This window comes from Rathayibacter sp. VKM Ac-2754 (assembly GCF_009807095.1).
Classification (GTDB): Bacteria; Actinomycetota; Actinomycetes; order Actinomycetales; family Microbacteriaceae; genus Rathayibacter.
This window is the reverse complement of record NZ_WUCC01000004.1, coordinates 154,704-172,161: the sequence shown is the minus strand read 5'-3', so window position 1 is coordinate 172,161 and position 17,458 is coordinate 154,704. Positions and strand designations below refer to the sequence as shown.

The window sequence follows — 17,458 nt, the reverse complement described above, 5'->3', positions numbered from 1 at the left end:
CCGAGGTCGGGAGTGCTCGACGGGTCCGGATCGGGGCCGACGGCGCCTCCTGACCTCGGTCGTGCACGCTCCCGGCCCTGCTAGCCTCGATCGGCTCGCGGCGAGGCGCCGCGGGGCGGAGGGGGACGACATGACGAGGACGACGACGACGCGCGCAGGGGCGGCACTCGCGGGGGCGATGCTGCTGGCGCTCACCGGCTGCACGGCCGCCGAGCCGGAGCCCACGTCGGAGGCGCTGCCGCAGCACACCGCCGCCGAGCTCACCACGATCTTCGACGACATCCAGTTCGTCCCGGACCAGTACGCGAGCACCGCCGCGATGCTCGAGTCGATCTACCCAGGGCTCACCGTCTCGGACGCCTCGTGCCTGGCGCCGTTCGGTGCCGGCTGGGACACGGACGACACGCTCGGCGACTCCGCCGTCACCTACGGCACCAGCACCGACCGCTCGATGACCTCGGTGGTGGCGAGCACCGGCGACGCCGACACCGCCTCCGCCCTGGTGGGCGACGCCGAGGACGCGCTCGAGCGCTGCGCCGACGGCTCCGAGCTGTTCGCGATGCAGGGCGTGCCGGTGCAGACGACGGTAGAGCAGACGCAGCCGACGCTCACGGGCACCGACGACGCGCTCGGCTGGACGGTCACCGGCGACGTCGGCGGTGCGCCGTTCACGCTCGTCGGGATCACCGCGCGCGTCGGCGGCGACGTGATCGCGCTGGTCGGCTGGGACCCGTCGACGAACGCGTCCTACGTCCCGCAGGCGACCCAGCTCTTCGTCGACGCGCTGTAGCCGCGCGCCCGGCTCCTGCCGCGATCACGTCCGGCGGCCTCGACTACTCGAAAGTTGCGGTAGTCGACCGCGACTACCGCAACTTCTGAGGGATCGCCGGGGTGCAAGACCGGGGGCGTCACGTCAGCCAGGAGAGCGCACCGCCGTGCGGGGTGGCGCAGGCGAGCGGCACGCCGTCGGCGGCGAGCACGAACGGAGTCGGGGCCGGCGCCGACAAGCCTGCCCGCGCGGCCGCGACCTGCGGCAGCAGCCCCTCGGCCTCGAGCGTGACGAGGCTCGCCCCGCCCGCGTCGACCGCCGCCAGCACCCGCTCGCGCGCGGCGCGCGGCAGGTAGACGAGCGTCCCGAGCGACACCACGACCGCCCGCAGCCCGCGCGGCACCGCGTCGAGCAGGCGCGGCAGCGCGTCCGCAGCGTCGCCCGCGACGATCTCGGGAGGATCCTCCCGCAGCACCCCGATGGCCTCCTGCAGGCGCGCTGTCCGCTCGGGCCGGTCCGGCGGCAGCAGCGCCTCCAGCCACGCGCGGTCCTCCGCCGAGCGCACGTCGAGCGGCCGCAGATCCACTCCGCGGCGCCAGGCGACGTTCGGGAGGCGCGTCGGAGCGCCTCCGCCCGTCACCTCGCAGCGCAGCAGCGGCCCGCCGCGCCCCAGCCGCGTCTCGACCCCCTCCGCCGAGAACGCGTAGGAGTACCGCTCCGGCGCGAGGCACAGCCCGGCGGAGGCGCCCACCTCGATCAGCGCGACCGGCTCGTCGGGCGCGGTGAGGCGCTCGAGCGCGGCGACGAGCGGCGCGCACCGCAGCGCCTCGTTCGTCTGGGTGAGCCGCTCGGCCGCGACCGGCGCGACGCGCGGCCACGCCTCCCGCAGCCACTCGACGATGTCCGGCGAGGCCGGCGCCCCGAGCAGCCTCGCCACCGAGAAGACGAGCGACGGCTGCCGGTGCGCGCGCGGCAGCTCGTCGATCAGCGCGATCGTCGCGTCGTCGGCGGCGATCGAGAGCGCCCACTGCACCTGCAGCTCCGAGGTCTGCGCCAGCTCGACGGCGGCGCGGCGGTACCAGTCGGCGGTCTCTCCCATCCGTCCATCCTCGCCCGCCACTCAGCCTCCCTTCAGCCGCCTTCGCAAACCGGATAGCACTCGTCGACCCCCGAGCTGGGGAGCATACGTTCTCCCCAGGGCCGGACGACCATCCCGCTCCGACGCATCGTCGCCCGGGCACTCCCCGCTGTCGGCAAGGCCGACTCCCTCAGACTTCCGACCGGCATCCGCCGGCGCTCCTCGACCAGCCGCGGCAGACCACCCCCGCGGCGCCAGCACAGATCGGCGGCTCCGCACATGGGCGCACTCCTCTACGGCACTCCTGCCACCTCGCACGACATCGACGACCGCGCTCTCGCGCACCTGCAGATCGTCATGGTCAACAAGTTCCGTCGCAACGAGGCCTTCGCCTTCCAGCTCGACGCCTCGAGCGCGCACGGCACGGGTCGCCAGACGATCTGGCTCCACCCGTCCATTCCGCTGCAGTTCTCGTTCAACGGCAGCCGCATGCCGGCGATCAACCCCGAGTGGGTCCGCGCGCTGATGGACGAGGCCAACAGCGGCCGCGGACTGCGCATCCTGCCCGAGCCCGCGCAGCAGCCGGCGAGCGCCGGACTCACGACGGCCGCGTGACCGCGATCCTCCCGGTGCACGTCATCGGGAGGCCGGCGAGTCGGAGGGGGACACCATGACGCGCACGGAGGAACGGCAGCGGAGCGAGGGCCCGTGGGCCCCCGACTTCCTGCAGCTCGGCGGAGACGACCACGACGCCGCGGGCTTCGAGTGCTCGACGACCCGCGGAGGCGTCACCGGAGGTCTGCGCGTCAGTGACGGTGCGCGCGTCGGCGACGGCCGGTTGGTGCTCAGCCAGGTCGGTTCGACGATGAGCTTCCGCGCCCGCGACGTGCTCGGCTGGTGGGACACCTCCTCCGGCGGCGGCGCCACCTTCTCGCTCGCCGTCGAGACGGGCGCGCGGCACACCCTCGTGCTGCTGTCCGAGTTCCGCGGCGCGACCGTGCACGCCATGACCCGGGCGTTCGGGCCGCGCACGCCCCTGGATGGTTTATCCGCTTAACGAATTCCCGCTCCGGCCCATCGACCTCGCGCCCCTTGGCGTGGGAGCCTGATCGGCGATGGACGAGGAGAGCGGCGGGGTCATCCGCTCCGAGATCGGCGGGCGGGACATCGATGAGGCGCGCGCCCTCTTCGAGGACGTCTACAACGGCCACCGCTTCACCGTCGAGCCGAGCGCCGACTTCTCGTACCGCTACACCTCGGTCGGCGATGCCGACGTCACTCTGCGCGGCAGCCACTTCGCCGGCTCGGTGAAGGGCCGGATCCAGACCGAGGGCGAGTACGTCGTCGCCTGGCTCACCGCAGGCGAGGGCGCCACCGATCTCGATGGCGACCCGATGCAGATGCTCTACGGGCGGCCGGCGATGTTCGCGAACGACCGCCCCAGTGCCTTCGAGGTGCACGACTACCGCCAGAACCTGATCCACTTCGACGGCGCCTACCTCGAGAGCCTCGCCGACGAGGTCGAGGGCACCGGAGGCGGTCCCCTGCTCTTCGACACCACCGCGCGCCCCGAGGGCGAGGTCCTGCGCCGGTGGTCGGCCACGGTCGCGACGGTCGCCCGCGTCATCTACGACGCCGACAGCTCCGCTCTGCTGCGCCAGGAGGCGAACCGCACCGTCGCGGTCGCGCTCCTCGACGCCTTCCCGCACGAGGCGCTCGGCGCGCCCAGCGACCTGCTCGTGCCGCGGAGCGGGCGCCTGCGCCAGGCCGTCGAGTACATGTACGCGAACGCGCACCTGCCGCTGCGCACCGAGACGATCGCCGAGCAGGCGGGCGTGAGCCTGCGCACCCTGCAGAGCGAGTTCCGCCGCGAGTTCGGCTTCACCGCGGTCGACTACCTGCGCCGCATCCGCCTCGACGCCGTGCGCAAGGAGCTGCGCGCCGGCGATCCCGGGGCGGTCACCGTCTCGGAGGTCGCGCGGCGCTGGGGATTCGCGCACCTCGGCCGCTTCTCGGCCTCGTACGCGCACCGGTTCGGCGAGCGGCCGAGCACGACGCTCGACTCGTAGCCGGCCGAGCCTCGCAACTAAGGCTCAGCGGCGGATTCCGCGAGGAATCCGGCGTCTCGGCCTCACTTGAGCAGGCGTTCGCGCCGCGCCGCGACCGGCTCGAGCTCCTCGGTGGCCGTCCCCCGCTCGAGCACGATGTCCACGCGGACGGGTACCTCGGGGTCGATGCCGCTCGGGGTGTCGAACACGAAGCTCCAGTGCGCGGCGTCCTCCTGACAGCCACCGCCGCCCGACCACTGCAGCAGCTCCGTCTCGATGCGCACGTGGTCGGCGGCGAGCACCTCGAGCGCCGCCGGAACCGTGGGGCAGTTCCCGCTGCCGGTGATGGTCAGTTCGAACCCCGTCCCGTCCTCGAGCCAGCGCGCACGGCTCTCCATGTACGCCTTCACGGCACCCCGGTAGAAGGAGCGGTAGACGGCCCCCTCGGGAGCGGGCTCCAGCGCGCCGAACGTCGCCGGCGGAGTCGGCCGCGCGGGCGACTCGGCGCGCGCGCAGCCGAGCATCGCCAGTCCGACTCCGCACACCCCGGCCAGGATCACCGCACGCCCCCGCATGCGCGTCAGCCTAGGCGCCTACCCTCGGAGCGGGGGCATCGTCGCCCCGCGCATCGGGGGGATGACGGATGACGACCGAGTACCTGCGAGACGGGCTCTTCCTCATGGCCTGGTTCGGGCTGATGACCTGCGTGTGGCTCGGCTGGGCCCAGGAGTCGCCGCCGAAGCGGGCACAGGTGCCGCTCGGGGTCGGCAGCGGGATCGGCGTCCTCGCGGGGGTGGGCGGCGGGCTCCTCGTCTGGCGGGTGTGGGGCACGCCCTCCGCGCTCGAGGGGCGCTACGCCTGGTTCGGCGTGCTCGTGGCGGCCGAGGTCGTCCTCGCCGGGGCCGCCTGCGCGATCCTCGCGGCGCGAGGGCGCAAGCGCTGGTTCGCGGCCGGGGTCGGCGCGGTCGTCGCGGCGCACTTCGTGCCGCTCGGCGTGATGCTGGAGGACGCGGGGCTCGTCGTCTTCGGCATCGTGCAGCTCGTCCTGGTGGCGGCCGCGGTGGTCGTGGCGAGACGCCGCGGCGTGACCGCGAGCTTCGCGATCGGAGTGGCGATGGGAGCGACCCTCCTGCTCGCCGCTCCGGTCGCCGCGGTGCGGTGGCTGCCCGCCGGGCTCGAGGCGGCGCTCTAGCCGGCGGTCCGAGCCACCTCCTCCAGGCGGGCGACGTGGCCCGGCCACCACTCGGCGGGAACGGGCGGCAGATTGTCGCCGTCGGAGCGGAGGCCCACCGCGCCGTCGATCAGCTCGCGGACGATGTCGGCGTGGCCCGCGTGCCGGTGGGTCTCGACGGTGATGTGCACCAGGATGCGGTGCAGCGTGACGTCGCGGTTCGTCCACCACGGCACGAGGCCGGTGGCGTCGAGCGGCAGGGCGGCGACGGTCGCGTCGGAGTGCGCCCAGACCCGCCGGTACTGCGCGATCACGTGCTCGCGCGACTCCTCGGCGGTCGCCCACATGTCGGCGTTGGGCTCCGACTCGTCCTCCATCCACGGCATCGGCTCGGGGAAGGGGCGGCCGAACGTGGCGCCGAGGTAGCCGGCCTCGGTGCCCGAGACGTGCTTGACCAGGCCGAGCAGGTTGGTGCCCGTCGGCACGAGCGGCCGCCGCACGTCGTACTCCGACAGGCCGTCGAGCTTGCGGAGGAGCGCGTCGCGCCCCTCCTGCAGGTAGCGGAGGAGGGTCTGCTTCGGATCGTTGAGGTCGGGGCTCGTCATCGCCCCAGCCTGGCCCGCCCGAGCGCCCGGCGCCACGGCTGCGCGCCGAGCAGAATCGGAGAAGCGGACCGCACGCCGTGCCTCTACCGTGAGGGGCACGACGAGAGGACGACATGAGCACCGACGGGACGGGCGGATTCTCCGCCGAGGAGAAGGCCGCGATGAAGGCCCGCGCGGCCGAGCTGAAGGCGGAGGCGCGGCGCGGCAAGGCGGCTGACAAGGCGGCGGCCGACCGCGCGACGATGTTCGAGAAGATCGCCGAGATGCCCCAGCCCGACCGGGCGCTGGCCGAGCGCCTGCACGAGCTCGTGACGGAGGCAGCGCCCGCGCTGCTCCCGAAGCTCTACTACGGGCAGCCCGGCTGGGCGAAGGACGGGAAGATCGTCGTGTTCTTCCGCAGCGGGCTGGTCGACAAGGCGCGCTACTCCACGTTCGGCTTCAGCGTCGACGCGCAGCTCGACGAGCCGGGCGGACTCTGGCCGACCTCGTACGCGCTCGACCACCTCGACGACGCGGGCGCGGCGCGGCTCACCGAGCTGGTGAGGCGCGCGGCGGGGTGAGTGGTGTCAGCGCGGGTGAGCGGCCGCCTCTCCCTCGCTGGTGACGCGCGCCGCGGGCTGACCGGCGCATTCGCGGGCAACCGGCCGCCTCCCCCTCGCTGATCGAGTAGCCCGCACAGCGGGCGTATCGAGATCCACCAGCGTGAGAAGGCAGGATCTGAGGACTCATCTGCTGACGCTCGTGGGTCTCGATACGCCCCTGCGGGGCTACTCGACCAGCATGGGGGTGACGTGCTTCGGCTTCTCCGCCACTGCTCGAGTGAGACGCGAAGCGGCGTCGCGGGCGGGTCAGTCGGGTCGCGACCAGGCGATCGCGATGAGGCGCCGCAGCACATCGAGGTCGATCGCGTCGAGCCGGGTGACGTAGACGCAGCCGGCTCCCTCGGTGAACGAGCCGAGGGTAGGCAGCAGCTCCGCGCCCTCGGGCAGGTCCTTCAGCCCGTAGAGCGAGTGCCGCGCCTTCCGCGGCGAGAAGGCGGTCCTCGGCCAGACTCCGGTGCGCCGCGGGTCGGACGGCGAGACGTAGCGGTAGCTGCCGTAGCCGATCATCGTCGGCCCCCAGAGCACGGGATCGACGCCCGTCACCTCGCGGAAGACCTCGGCGAGCCGCAGCCCGTCGAGGCGCCGGCGCTCGGGAGTGACGGCGGCGAGGAACTCGTCGACGCTCGCCTCGGTCGGCAGGGTCTTCTGCTCGGTCATGGGCCCAGTGTGGCCAGCCGGACGCCCACGAGGGAACCCCGGACCGTCGAGGCCGCCTCGAAAGGCGGGCTCCCTCGACGGTCCGGGGTTCCCTCGGTGCAGCGGGTCAGCCGGCGACCGGCACCCGCGGCAGCACCTCGACGCCGACGAGGCGGCGCGTCGAGGTGCTGACCGGGGCGGAGGCGCCCACGAGCTCGACCGCGGCGGTCGTCTCCTTCTCGGCGCAGCTCGGCCCGACCCACAGCTCGACGGTGCCCGCCTCGACGGCGCGCACGCCGCTCCGGTCGGTGAAGGCGAGGCGGGCCGAGGGCACGTCGAAGCGCACCTCGGCCTCCTCGCCCGCCGCGAGCTCGACCCGGGCGTAGCCGAGCAGCTGCGCGACCGGCCGTGTGACCGACGCGTAGACGTCGCGCGCGTAGAGCTGCACCACGTCGACCCCGGCCCGCTCCCCGGTGTTGCGCACGCGCACCGAGGCCGTGAAGGCTCCCGATGTCGGTGCCTCGCCGGATTCGAGCGCCAGTCCCTCGTGCGTGAACGTCGTGTACGACAGCCCGTGCCCGAACGGCAGCACCGGAGTGCTGTCGGCGCTCGTCACGTCCGACGGCCCGCCGAGGATCGGGTGCAGGTACGAGAACGGCTGCGCGCCCGCCGAGCGCGGCAGCGACACGGGCAGGTGTCCGGAGGGGGTCACGCGCCCCGAGACGACGCCCGCGATCGCGCCCGCCCCCTCCTCGCCCGGGAAGAACGCCTGCACGACGGCCGCCGGGCCCTCGAGCGCCCAGCCCACCGCGTACGGCCGACCGGTCAGCAGCACGAGCACGACCGGGGTCCCCGTCGCCACGACCGCCTCGACGAGCTCGCGCTGCCGCCCCGGCAGCTCGAGGCTCTCGACGTCGTTGCCCTCGCCGACTGTGCCGCGGCCGAACAGCCCGGCGCGGTCGCCGACCACGACGACGGCGACGTCGGCACCCTGAGCGGCGGACACCGCCGCAGGAATCCCCGACGCGTCGTCACCCTCGACCGCGCAGCCCTCGGCGAGCACGAAGGTGCCGTCCGGGAACTCCGCGGCGAGCGCCTCCTTCACGGTCGGGATCTCGAAGCCGAGCGGCACGCCCTCGTGGTGCGCGAGCACGTGGTTGGCGAAGGAGTAGCAGCCCATCAGGGCCGGGGCGCTGTCGGAGTTGGGTCCGATCAGCGCGATCCGGTGCGGCGAGGCGAGCGGCAGCACGCCGTCGTTCGTGAGGAGCACGATCGACTCCTCGGCCAGCCTGCGCGCGATGCCGCGGTGCGCCGGAGAGTCGAGGTCGATCGACTCCGGTGCGTCGTCGAAGCGCGCGTCGAGCAGGCCGAGCCGCTCCTTCTGCGCGAGGACCCGCAGCAGCGCGCGGTCGACCAGAGCGATGTCGGCCTCCCCCGAGCGGATGCGCTCGGCCAGCGGCGCGAGGAACGCGTCGCCGGTCGGCAGCTCCACGTCGATGCCTGCCTCGAGGGCGAGCTGCGCCGCCTCCCCGAGGTCGGCCGCGACCGCGTGCATGAGGTGCAGGAAGGCGACCGCGAAGTAGTCGGCGACGACGACTCCGTCGAAGCCCCAGCGCTCGCGGAGCACCCCGGTCAGGTAGGCCGGGGTGGCGCCGACGGGGTCGCCGTCGATCTCGGCGTACGAGTTCATCACCGAGCGCGCGCCGCCGTCGCGGATCGCCATCTCGAACGGAGGCAGCAGCACGTCCGCGATCTCGCGCGGGCCGGCGTGCACGGGGGCGTGGTTGCGCCCGCCGCGGGAGGCCGAGTAGCCGATGAAGTGCTTGAGCGTCGCGTCGACTCCGGCCGACTGCAGACCCTTCACGTAGGCGGTGCCGATCGTGCCGACCACGTACGGGTCCTCGGCGATGCACTCGTCCACCCGCCCCCAGCGCGGGTCGCGGATGACGTCGAGCACCGGAGCGAGGCCCTGGTGGATCCCGAGCTCGCGCATCGAGCCGCCGATCACGGCGGCCATCTCCTCGACGAGCGCGGGGTCGAAGGAGGCGCCCCAGGCGAGCGGAGTCGGGAACGTCGCAGCCTTCCACGCCGCCAGCCCCGTCAGGCACTCCTCGTGCACGATCGCGGGAATGCCCAGCCGGGTCTCCGCGACGAGGCGCCGCTGCTCGGCCCAGAGCCAGTGCGCGCGCTCGATCGGATCGACGGGGCGGGTGCCGTACACCCGGGTGAGCTGGCCGATCCCCTCCCGCGTCGCGTCCTCGTAGCGGGTCGACGTGGCCATCTCGCCCGCGAGCGGAGCGACGACCTCGCCGCCCTGGTCGACCCAGTACCCGACGAGCTGCGTCAGCTTCTCCTCGAGCGTCATGCGGCCGAGGAGGTCGGTGACGCGGGCGGACGGTGCCTGCGATGCGGTCACAGTGCGATCCTCTCGGTTCTCGGTGGAGCGGCGGTCCTCAGGGGCGCGGTGATCCTCTGCGGAGCCTCCGGTCTCGCTGGAGCGGCCGGTCTCGGCGGAGCGGGTGACGTCGAGCGTCATCCCTTCACGGCCCCGGTGAGCCCGCCGACGATGCGGCGCTCGAAGACGCTGAAGAAGATCAGCGCCGGGATCATCGACAGCGACACGAAGGCGAGCACCTTCGCCGTGTCGACGGAGTACTGCGACGAGAACGCCTGCACGCCCAGCGGCAGGGTGAACGTGCTCTCGTCGTTGAGGATGAACAGCGGCAGCAGGTAGCTGTTCCAGCTCGCGATGAACGCGAGGATGCCCGTCGTGATGACACCGGGCATCGCCAGGCGCACGACCATGCGCCAGAAGAAGCCGATGCGGCTGCAGCCGTCGATGAAGGCCGCCTCCTGGATCTCGTCGGGGATCGCGCGCAGGAACGGCACCAGGATGATGATCGTCGTCGGCAGGCCGAACGCGATCTGCGGCAGCACCACTCCGGCGAGCGAGTTCATCAGGCCGAGGCTCTTGATCACCAGGTAGAGCGGAGTGATCGCGACGGTCATCGGGAACATCAGGCCGGCCGCGAAGAGCGCGTAGAACACGCCGCGACCGCTGAAGGAGTAGCGGGCGAGCACGTAGCTCGCCATCAGCCCCAGCACCACGACGCCCAGCGTCGTCGCGAGCGCGGCGATGGCGGAGTTGCCCACCTCGCGCCAGAAGATGCCTCCGGTGATGACGTCGATGTAGTTCTGCACGTTCCACGGCGAGGGGAAGCCCGCCGGGTCGGTGGTGATCTGCGCGTTCGTCCGGAACCCGCCGATGATGATGTACGCCACCGGGGCGAGCATCAGCGCGATCACGACGATCGCCACCGCGTAGGCGATGAGCGTGCCGCGACCGAGCGGGCGCTTGCGCGGCTTCTGCCTGTTCACCGTGATCGGCGATGCGGTGCCGGGCGGTACGGCTGTCAGAGTGCTCATCGCTTGTCTCCCGTGAGTGCGCCGTCGGTGTCGCGCCGCAGCACGAAGCGCTGGTAGAGCAGCGCGACGATGAGCGAGACGAGGAAGAGGACGACGGCGACGGCGTTGCCGTAGCCGTAGTTGCCGGCGTTGCGTCCGTTGGTGACGAGGTACGTCGCCATGGTCGAGGTGCCGGCGGTCGAGGACACGTACTGGCCCCAGATGATGTAGACGAGGTCGAACAGCTGCAGGGCGCCGATGATCGACAGGAACGCCCAGATGCGCAGCGTCGGAGCGAGCAGCGGGAGGGTGATCCTCCGCTGGACCTGCCAGTACGTCGCACCGTCGATGGCCGCCGCCTCGGACAGCTCCTCGGGGATCCCCTGGAGTCCGGCGAGGAAGAGGATGACGGCGAAGCCGACGTACTTCCACGTGATGATCAGCATCAGGGTCCAGATGGCGATGGCCGGATCCGACAGCCAGTCCTGCTTCAGAGCGCCGAGGCCGACGTTCTCGAGGAAGCCGTTGACCGCACCGCTGGTCTGGAGCATCAGGCTCCAGCCGGTGCCGACCACGACCTCCGAGATCACGTAGGGCACGAAGATCAGCACGCGGATGATCGACTGCCCGCGCAGCTTGCGGTTCAGCAGCAGCGCGATGAGGATCGCCACCGGCCCCTGGAGCACGAGCGACAGGATCACGATCGTGCCGTTGTGGCTGAGCGCCTCGTGGAACGTCGGGTCCTGGAGGATCGTGAGGTAGTTCTTGAAGCCCACGAAGTCGGTCGGGACCCCGTAGCCCTGCCAGCTGAAGAAGCCGTAGTAGGCCGCCATCACGACCGGGAAGATCACGAAGGCGAGGAACACGATCAGGGCCGGGCCGACGAGGATCGCGACCTCGAGTCGTCCTGACCAGCCCAGTCCCCGGCGGCGCCGGCGCACCGGGGGCACCGCAGTGGCGCCCCCGGTGGTCGGACGCTCGCGCGGCGGTTCCGCTCCGAGGAGCGGGCTCTCGCGGAGCGCCACGGTCTAGGCCTTGGCCGCTGCGGCGTTGACGGCCTCGACGAGCTGCTCGGGGCTGCTCTTGCCGGCGAGCAGGTCGACGACTCCGACGTTCAGCGCGTTGCCGACGTTGAGGCCGTAGACGGTGTCGAGCCACTGCGAGACGTACGGCGCCGAGTTGTACGCGGCGAGGATGTCCTGCAGGTAGGGCTCGGTGACGGCCTCCTGCGCGACGGTGTTCACCGGCGGGGCGTTGAAGGCGGCGTAGTACTCCTTCTGCACGTCCGAGGTGGCGAGGTAGTTCAGGAAGTCGACGCACTCATCGGGAGCGTCGACCGAGCAGGAGTAGCCGTCGACACCGCCCATGATCGAGCCGGGCTCGCCCTCTCCGCCGTCGATCTCGGGGAAGGGGAACCAGCCGAGGTCGGGCAGCGGCTGCTCGTCGGGGGTGAGGGAGGCGATGACGCCGGGGTTCCAGGCGCCCATGAGCTCCATCGAGGCCTGGTGGTTGGCGAGCAGACCCGCCGAGCTGCCGGCGCCCTGCTGGGCGGCGGTGGTCAGGAAGCCCTCGTTGAACGGCTCGGTCTCGGCGAAGGACTGCAGGTCCTCGCCGGCCTTCAGCCAGCACTCGTCCGAGAAGTCCTTCGAGTCGGCCGCCTCGGCCATGGTGTCGGCGCTGCACTCGCGCAGCGCGAAGAAGTAGAACCAGTGCGCGGCGGGCCAGGCGTCCTTGCCGCCGAGCGCGACGGCCTGGGTCCCGCTCGCCTTCAGAGCGGTCACCGCCGAGTCGAGCTCGTCGATCGTCTTCGGGGTCTCGGTGATGCCGGCCGCGGTGAAGAGGTCCTGGCTGTAGAAGACACCGCCGGGCAGCACGGCGACGGGCATGGCGTAGACCTTGTCGTCGATCGTGTTCGCCGAGAACGAGCCCTCGGGGATCTCGCTGCGGGCCTCGTCCGAGATGCTGCCGGTGAGGTCCTTGACCTGGCCGCCGGCCACCATCGCCTGGAGCTTGCCGCCTCCGCGCTGGAGGAAGAGGTCGGGCGCGTCACCGGAGTTGAGCGCCGTCTGGAGCTTGCCGTCCAGGTCCTCGTTCTGGATGGCCTGCGCGTCGATCGTGACGCCGGGGTTGGCCGCCTCGAAGTCGGCGATGGTCTTCTCCCAGAACTCCTGGCCGGGGCCGGTGGTCGAGTTCTGCCAGAGGGTCATCGAGACGGAGCCGTCGGAGGACCCCGCGTCCTGGGCCGAGCAGCCGCTGAGGGCCGCCGCGGCGCCGAGCAGGGCGACTGTGGCCACTGCGAGCTTTCTGAACTTCATCGTTCGAACCGTTCTCTTCGCTGAGAAGGCGCCGCCAGGGAGAGCGGCGCCGGAGGTGCGCCCACCGAGGCGGGCACGCTCAGTCTCAGTTGAGGCCCGACGATCGACAAACGTTTTCGAAATCATTTTCGACGAGCGGCGTTAGAGTCGGTCGCATGCCACTGCGCCCCTCGATCCACGACGTCGCCGCCGCCGCCGGCGTCTCGGTCGCCACCGTGTCCAAGGCGGTCAACGGCCGCTACGGAGTGGCCCCCGCCACGGCCTCGCGCGTGCTCGAGATCGTGCGCCAGCTCGGCTACGAGTCGAGCCTCGTCGCGAGCAGCATGCGCTCCCGGAGGACGGGGGTCGTCGGCGTCCTCGTCGCGGGCTTCGAGCCGTTCAGCGCCGAGATCCTCAAGGGCGTCGGCTCCGTGCTCCGCCAGTCGCGCTTCGACCTGCTCGCCTACAGCGGCTCGCACGAGGGCGAGCAGGAGGGCTGGGAGCGGCGCTCGCTCAGCCGCCTGAGCGGCACCCTCATCGACGGAGCGATCATGGTCACGCCCACGGTCGTCAGCGCACCGTCCGACATCCCGCTCGTCGCCGTCGACCCGCACACCGGGCGGGCCGACCTGCCCACCGTCGAGTCCGACAGCTTCGGCGGGGCGCTGCAGGCCACCCGGCACCTGATCGCGCTCGGTCACCGCCGCATCGGCTTCGTGGCGGGCCGCGTCGACCTCCGCTCGGCGCGCCTGCGCGAGGCCGGCTACCGCGCGGCACTGTCGGAGGCGGGGATCGCCTTCGACGAGCGCCTCCTCCGCATCGGCAGCTACGACCACGACACCGCGCGCCGGCCCGCGTCGACGATGCTGTCGCAGCCCGACCGGCCGACCGCGGTGTTCGCCGCGAACGACGTCTCGGCCATCGCCATCATCGAGACCGCCGCCCACCTCGGCCTCGACGTGCCGCGCGACCTCTCGGTGGTCGGCTTCGACGACGTCCCGGAGGCCGCCCGTTTCGACCCGCCGCTCACGACCGTCCGCCAGCCGATGCAGACCCTCGGCGCCACCGCGGCCGAGATGCTGATCGCGCTGATGGCGGGCGAGACCCCGCGCTCGATGCACGTCCAGCTCCCGACGCAGCTCGTGCGCCGCGCCACGACGGCACCGCCCCTGTGAGCGCCGACGACGTGCGCGCCGTGCACGACGAGCTCTTCGACGCGCTGGAGCTGACCGACCTGCCCGCCCTCGAGACCCTCCTCGACGAGCGCTTCGTCATCGAGCACCCGACCGGCCTCGTGCAGTCGCGGGCGGAGTGGCTGGCCGATCTCGACGAGGACCGCAAGTCCTACCACGCGATCGACCACGTCGAGAGCGCGGTCTCCGGAGGCGCGGCGCACCCGGTGCTGACCTCGCGCACCCTCACCGAGGCCACCATGGGCGGCCTCCACGCCACCTGGCGCCTGCAGCTGACGAGCCGCCTCGTCGAGCTCGACGGGGCGTGGGTGATCACCCGGACGGTCGTGTCGACGTGGTGACGGGGGCGGGGCGCGCGCGGTCGGGACCTCGGGGTCTTCTGCAGACCGGGATCGTGTCCCGATCGGCGCCCCGTCACCGGGCGCATGAGCGGGCGGCTCATACGGCACGGAACGCCCCGCAGTGGTCCGCGAGGTGTGTCCTCGTCCGAGCGTGGCGGTCGACGACCCTCATGAGCTGCACCGCCCATCGCGTTGCTAGCGTCGAGGGATGGCGAGCATCTCCTACCCGAAGCAGCTTCCTACCGGCGGTCGGGTCGAAGTGCCCGCACCGTCGATGGGAGTACCTGAGCACCTGCACGAGCGACTGCACTCTGCCGTCCGCCAGCTCGCTTCGCGCGGCTTCGATGTCCGCATCAGGCCGCACGTGATGATCGGCGGCCTCGTTCCGCCGTCCGTCGCCGAGCGCGTCGCCGATCTCCACGACGCCTTCCGGAGCGGTGACACGGTCCTCCCGCCCTGGGGCGGGGAGCTGGCCATCGAGCTGCTCGACACGATCGACTGGCGAGCCCTGGCGGACGCCCGCTCCTGGTTCGTCGGCTGGTCCGACATCTCGACCCTGCTCCTGCCACTGACGACCCTCACCGGGCTCGCGACGATGCACGGCGCGAACCTGATGGACGAGCCGTGGGAGCTGCCTGTCGAGTTCGAGCGCTGGACGGACGTCGCCGCCCTCCCCGCGGGAAGCACTTTCACGCAGCGGGCCGCACCGCGGCGCCGCAGCCGCCCCTGGGGAGCGTGGGAGGACGAACCTCTCGACCGCGATCGGGCCTACGAGGCTCCGACCCGCTGGCGATCCCTCGACGGGACCGCCGCCGTCGCGATCCGGGGACGGCTCATCGGCGGCTGCCTCGAGACCGTCTCCCCTCTGGCCGGCACGCCGTACGGTGACGTCCCGGGCTTCGCCCGGCGCCACGCACCGGAGGGCACGATCGTCTACCTGGAGGCGGCCGAGTCGACCGCGCCCACCGTCCTCAGAATGCTCACCTCCCTCCGCCTCGCCGGCTGGTTCGACCACGCGAACGGCGTCCTGATCGGACGGACCGGCGGTAGCACCGTTCCCGGACTGAGCCAGGACGACTCGATACGACGCGCCCTCGGCGGTCTCGACATCCCCGTGATCCTCGACTTCGACACCGGACACCAGCCTCCGCAGATGCCTCTCGTCAACGGAGCTCTCGCCGACGTCGTGCTGGACGGAGAAGCCGCCTCGATCACCCAGCAGCTCATCCCCTGAGATACCCGCTCGGCGATCTCCTATCGGAACGTCAGGCGTCCCCCGAGAGGGCCTCACAACAGAGCGGCGGGCACGCGGACGTACGTCCGCGTGCCCGCCGTCATCGTTGTCCGGGTCAGAGTCCGAGGGAGGTCGAGGTGGTGCGCCAGGTGTCGAGGTCGTCGCGTCGCTGATCGAGGATCGTCTCGACGACGCTCACTGCGTCCTCGCCGGCCGCGAACCGCAGGGGCGGCCGGTCGGCGGCCACGAGGTCGAGGGTGGCCTGGGCGAGCTTGTCGGGGTCTCCGACCTGCTGGTGATTCATGTCGTCCTGGGACTTGCGGAACGCGGCGGATTCCTCGGCGTAGTCCTCGATGGTGATGTCGCCGTAGACGACGGAGCTGCTGTCGAGGAAGTCGGTCTTGAAGAACCCGGGCTCGACGATGGTCGCTTCGATCCCTAGGGGAGCGAGCTCCTTCTTCAGTCCCTCCATCCACCCCTCGAGGGCGAACTTCGAGGCGCTGTAGACGCTGCTGCCGGTGACGCCGAACGTGCCGGCGATGGAGGAGATGGTGATGACGTGGCCGCTGCCCTGTCGGCGCATGAGGGCCAGAACGGCGCGGGTGACCTCCATCGTCCCGTAGAGGTTGGTGTCGATCTGCTTCTTCACGAGGTCGAAGCTGGTCTCCTCGAACAGGCCGAGCTGGCCGTAGCCGGCGTTGTTCACGAGGACGTCGATACGACCGAACTTCGCCTCGGCCACCGCGACGGCCGCGGTGATCTGCTCGGCAGAGGTGATGTCGAGGGCTTCGGCGAGGAGGGCGTCGGAGGCGCCGAGGGCGTCGGTGACCGTCTCGGCGCGGCGGGCGGTCGCGACGACGTTGTGGCCGGCGGCCAGGGCGGCCTTCGCGATGGATGCGCCGATGCCGCGGTTCGCGCCGGTGATGAACCAGGTCTGCTGCTCAGTCATGGTGTTCTCCTTCTGTCAGTTGGGCCTGTGGGCCGAGAGCGCGGCTCGCGTGCTCGTGATCTCCACGACACCACCGTCTGAGCGGGGGAACGTGGCCGAGGTTCGCCCGGGGCATGAGTTGCCCGGGGTCGGATTGACCCCCCTCTATCGGTCCCGGCGCGATCTACCGTGGAAGGCATGGACCAGAAGGCAGAGCGGCGCGAGTTCTTGACGTCGCGCCGTGCGAACCTCACCCCCGACGAAGCAGGCATCGTCTCCTACGGGGGCGTGCGCCGCGTCCCCGGGCTCCGCCGTGAGGAAGTTGCTCAGCTCGCGGGGGTGAGCGTCGACTACTACACCCGGTTCGAGACGGGGAAGATCGCCGGCGTCTCCGACACCGTTCTCGAGTCCATCGCCCGGGCCCTGCGCCTCGATGACGCTGAACGAGCACATCTTCGCGACCTGGTGGCCACTCCGTCCACGCGCGGACGCCGCGCACTGCGCGCCCCGGCCCATCAGCAAGTCCGTCCCGGCGTGCGGCTGCTCCTCGATTCGATGGGTGACGTCCCAGCGATGATTCAGAACGGCCGGATGGACATCCTCGCCAGCAACGCCCTCGGGGACGCCCTCTACCTCGGGTTCGGGGCGACGCCGGAGCGGCCTGCGAACTTCGCCCGGTTCGTGTTCCTCGACCCCCGGGCCCCCGAGTTCTACGTTGACTGGGCTCGAGCTGCCGCGGACTCGGTGGCGATGCTGCACCTGCACGCCGGCAGGCACCCTGAGGACAAGGCTCTGGCCGATCTGATCGGGGACCTCTCGGTCCACAGTCAGCCGTTCCGCCAGTGGTGGGCCCAGCACGACGTCCGCATCCACTCCGCCGGCAGCAAGAGCTTCCACCACCCGATCGCCGGGGACCTCACCGTCGCGTTCGAGTCGTTCGATGTCGCCGCTGATGACGGCCAGATCCTCGTCACCTACACCGCCGAGCCCGGCTCGCCCTCGGCCGGCGCACTCGGGCTCCTCGCGAGCTGGATCGCCACCGAGCAGCCGGCACGCCCCACCGAGCCCGCCACCGACTCGAGCCGTATGAGCGGCACCGCGTGACCGCCCACGACGCGGCCCGCGCCTCGTCTACTACGGCCGGCGCTGGCAGA

At 71.8% G+C, this 17,458-nt stretch carries 19 protein-coding genes; 10 read left to right on the top strand and 9 right to left on the bottom strand.

All coding sequences use genetic code 11. From position 1 onward, the window contains the following. Positions 1-130 precede the first annotated feature (130 nt). Positions 131-790 carry a hypothetical protein gene (locus tag GRS92_RS08520; RefSeq protein ID WP_159855224.1) on the top strand — a complete coding sequence of 220 codons (660 nt, stop codon included), beginning with the start codon at positions 131-133 and terminating at the stop codon, positions 788-790. Between the two features lie 118 nt (positions 791-908). Here the strand turns inward: GRS92_RS08520 and GRS92_RS08515 are convergent, their stop codons facing one another. Continuing rightward, complete coding sequence (locus GRS92_RS08515) at positions 909-1,868, bottom strand: DUF2332 domain-containing protein (protein WP_159855222.1); 960 nt, start codon at positions 1,866-1,868, stop codon at positions 909-911. A 258-nt stretch (positions 1,869-2,126) separates the two neighbouring features. On the opposite strand from GRS92_RS08515, the gene GRS92_RS08510 reads away from it, so the two are divergent. Genes GRS92_RS08510 through GRS92_RS08500 form a run of 3 tightly spaced genes read left to right on the top strand, consistent with a single transcriptional unit; the run spans position 2,127 to position 3,916 of the window. Further along, positions 2,127-2,462, top strand: coding sequence for a DUF7882 family protein (locus GRS92_RS08510; RefSeq protein ID WP_159855220.1), 336 nt, complete (start codon positions 2,127-2,129; stop codon positions 2,460-2,462). Between the two features lie 55 nt (positions 2,463-2,517). Continuing rightward, positions 2,518-2,904, top strand: a complete 387-nt coding sequence (locus tag GRS92_RS08505) for a hypothetical protein (protein WP_159855218.1) — start codon at positions 2,518-2,520, stop codon at positions 2,902-2,904. Between the two features lie 58 nt (positions 2,905-2,962). After that, positions 2,963-3,916: a helix-turn-helix transcriptional regulator gene (locus tag GRS92_RS08500; protein ID WP_159855216.1), complete on the top strand. Its 954-nt coding sequence runs from the start codon at positions 2,963-2,965 to the stop codon at positions 3,914-3,916. Positions 3,917-3,978: 62 nt separating this feature from the next. Here the strand turns inward: GRS92_RS08500 and GRS92_RS08495 are convergent, their stop codons facing one another. Beyond that, complete coding sequence (locus GRS92_RS08495; RefSeq protein WP_159855214.1) at positions 3,979-4,470, bottom strand: hypothetical protein; 492 nt, start codon at positions 4,468-4,470, stop codon at positions 3,979-3,981. A gap of 68 nt (positions 4,471-4,538) precedes the next feature. Between GRS92_RS08495 and GRS92_RS08490 the strand changes: the two genes are divergently transcribed. Further along, on the top strand, positions 4,539-5,087 hold the full coding sequence (locus GRS92_RS08490) for a hypothetical protein (RefSeq protein ID WP_159855212.1): 549 nt from the start codon (positions 4,539-4,541) through the stop codon (positions 5,085-5,087). Here GRS92_RS08490 and GRS92_RS08485 read toward each other — a convergent pair. Further along, positions 5,084-5,671 (bottom strand): DinB family protein, encoded by a 588-nt coding sequence (locus GRS92_RS08485; protein WP_159855210.1) that lies wholly within the window; start codon positions 5,669-5,671, stop codon positions 5,084-5,086. The genes GRS92_RS08490 and GRS92_RS08485 overlap by 4 nt on opposite strands. 113 nt (positions 5,672-5,784) lie before the next feature. On the opposite strand from GRS92_RS08485, the gene GRS92_RS08480 reads away from it, so the two are divergent. Next, a complete protein-coding gene (locus GRS92_RS08480; RefSeq protein WP_159855208.1) occupies positions 5,785-6,231 on the top strand; it encodes a DUF1801 domain-containing protein in 447 nt (148 codons plus the stop codon). A 288-nt stretch (positions 6,232-6,519) separates the two neighbouring features. Here GRS92_RS08480 and GRS92_RS08475 read toward each other — a convergent pair whose 3' ends face one another. The 5 genes from GRS92_RS08475 to GRS92_RS08455 all read right to left on the bottom strand — a co-directional run bounded on the left by GRS92_RS08475 (position 6,520) and on the right by GRS92_RS08455 (position 12,629). Then, positions 6,520-6,930: a DUF1801 domain-containing protein gene (locus tag GRS92_RS08475; protein WP_159855206.1), complete on the bottom strand. Its 411-nt coding sequence runs from the start codon at positions 6,928-6,930 to the stop codon at positions 6,520-6,522. A gap of 106 nt (positions 6,931-7,036) precedes the next feature. Then, on the bottom strand, positions 7,037-9,274 hold the full coding sequence (locus tag GRS92_RS08470) for a glycoside hydrolase family 3 N-terminal domain-containing protein (protein ID WP_235021912.1): 2,238 nt from the start codon (positions 9,272-9,274) through the stop codon (positions 7,037-7,039). 167 nt (positions 9,275-9,441) lie between these two features. Further along, complete coding sequence (locus tag GRS92_RS08465) at positions 9,442-10,335, bottom strand: carbohydrate ABC transporter permease (RefSeq protein WP_159855202.1); 894 nt, start codon at positions 10,333-10,335, stop codon at positions 9,442-9,444. Continuing rightward, a complete protein-coding gene (locus GRS92_RS08460; protein WP_159855200.1) occupies positions 10,332-11,339 on the bottom strand; it encodes a carbohydrate ABC transporter permease in 1,008 nt (335 codons plus the stop codon). Before GRS92_RS08460 ends, GRS92_RS08465 begins: the two co-directional genes overlap by 4 nt. Before the next feature lie 3 nt (positions 11,340-11,342). Next, positions 11,343-12,629 carry an ABC transporter substrate-binding protein gene (locus GRS92_RS08455; RefSeq protein WP_159855198.1) on the bottom strand — a complete coding sequence of 429 codons (1,287 nt, stop codon included), beginning with the start codon at positions 12,627-12,629 and terminating at the stop codon, positions 11,343-11,345. A gap of 155 nt (positions 12,630-12,784) precedes the next feature. On the opposite strand from GRS92_RS08455, the gene GRS92_RS08450 reads away from it, so the two are divergent. The 3 genes from GRS92_RS08450 to GRS92_RS08440 all read left to right on the top strand — a co-directional run bounded on the left by GRS92_RS08450 (position 12,785) and on the right by GRS92_RS08440 (position 15,376). Continuing rightward, positions 12,785-13,783 carry a LacI family DNA-binding transcriptional regulator gene (locus GRS92_RS08450; protein WP_159855196.1) on the top strand — a complete coding sequence of 333 codons (999 nt, stop codon included), beginning with the start codon at positions 12,785-12,787 and terminating at the stop codon, positions 13,781-13,783. Beyond that, positions 13,780-14,142 (top strand): nuclear transport factor 2 family protein, encoded by a 363-nt coding sequence (locus GRS92_RS08445; RefSeq protein WP_159855194.1) that lies wholly within the window; start codon positions 13,780-13,782, stop codon positions 14,140-14,142. The genes GRS92_RS08450 and GRS92_RS08445 overlap by 4 nt, the downstream gene beginning before the upstream one ends. A gap of 208 nt (positions 14,143-14,350) precedes the next feature. Further along, the gene (locus GRS92_RS08440) at positions 14,351-15,376 is read left to right on the top strand and encodes a S66 family peptidase (RefSeq protein ID WP_159855192.1); all 1,026 of its coding nucleotides are present in this window, start codon (positions 14,351-14,353) and stop codon (positions 15,374-15,376) included. Positions 15,377-15,491: 115 nt separating this feature from the next. Here GRS92_RS08440 and GRS92_RS08435 read toward each other — a convergent pair whose 3' ends face one another. Further along, positions 15,492-16,325 (bottom strand): SDR family NAD(P)-dependent oxidoreductase, encoded by an 834-nt coding sequence (locus GRS92_RS08435; RefSeq protein ID WP_159855190.1) that lies wholly within the window; start codon positions 16,323-16,325, stop codon positions 15,492-15,494. A gap of 177 nt (positions 16,326-16,502) precedes the next feature. Here GRS92_RS08435 and GRS92_RS08430 point away from each other — a divergent pair, with 177 nt between their 5' ends. Continuing rightward, the gene (locus GRS92_RS08430; RefSeq protein ID WP_159855188.1) at positions 16,503-17,408 is read left to right on the top strand and encodes a helix-turn-helix transcriptional regulator; all 906 of its coding nucleotides are present in this window, start codon (positions 16,503-16,505) and stop codon (positions 17,406-17,408) included. Positions 17,409-17,458: the final 50 nt, after the last annotated feature.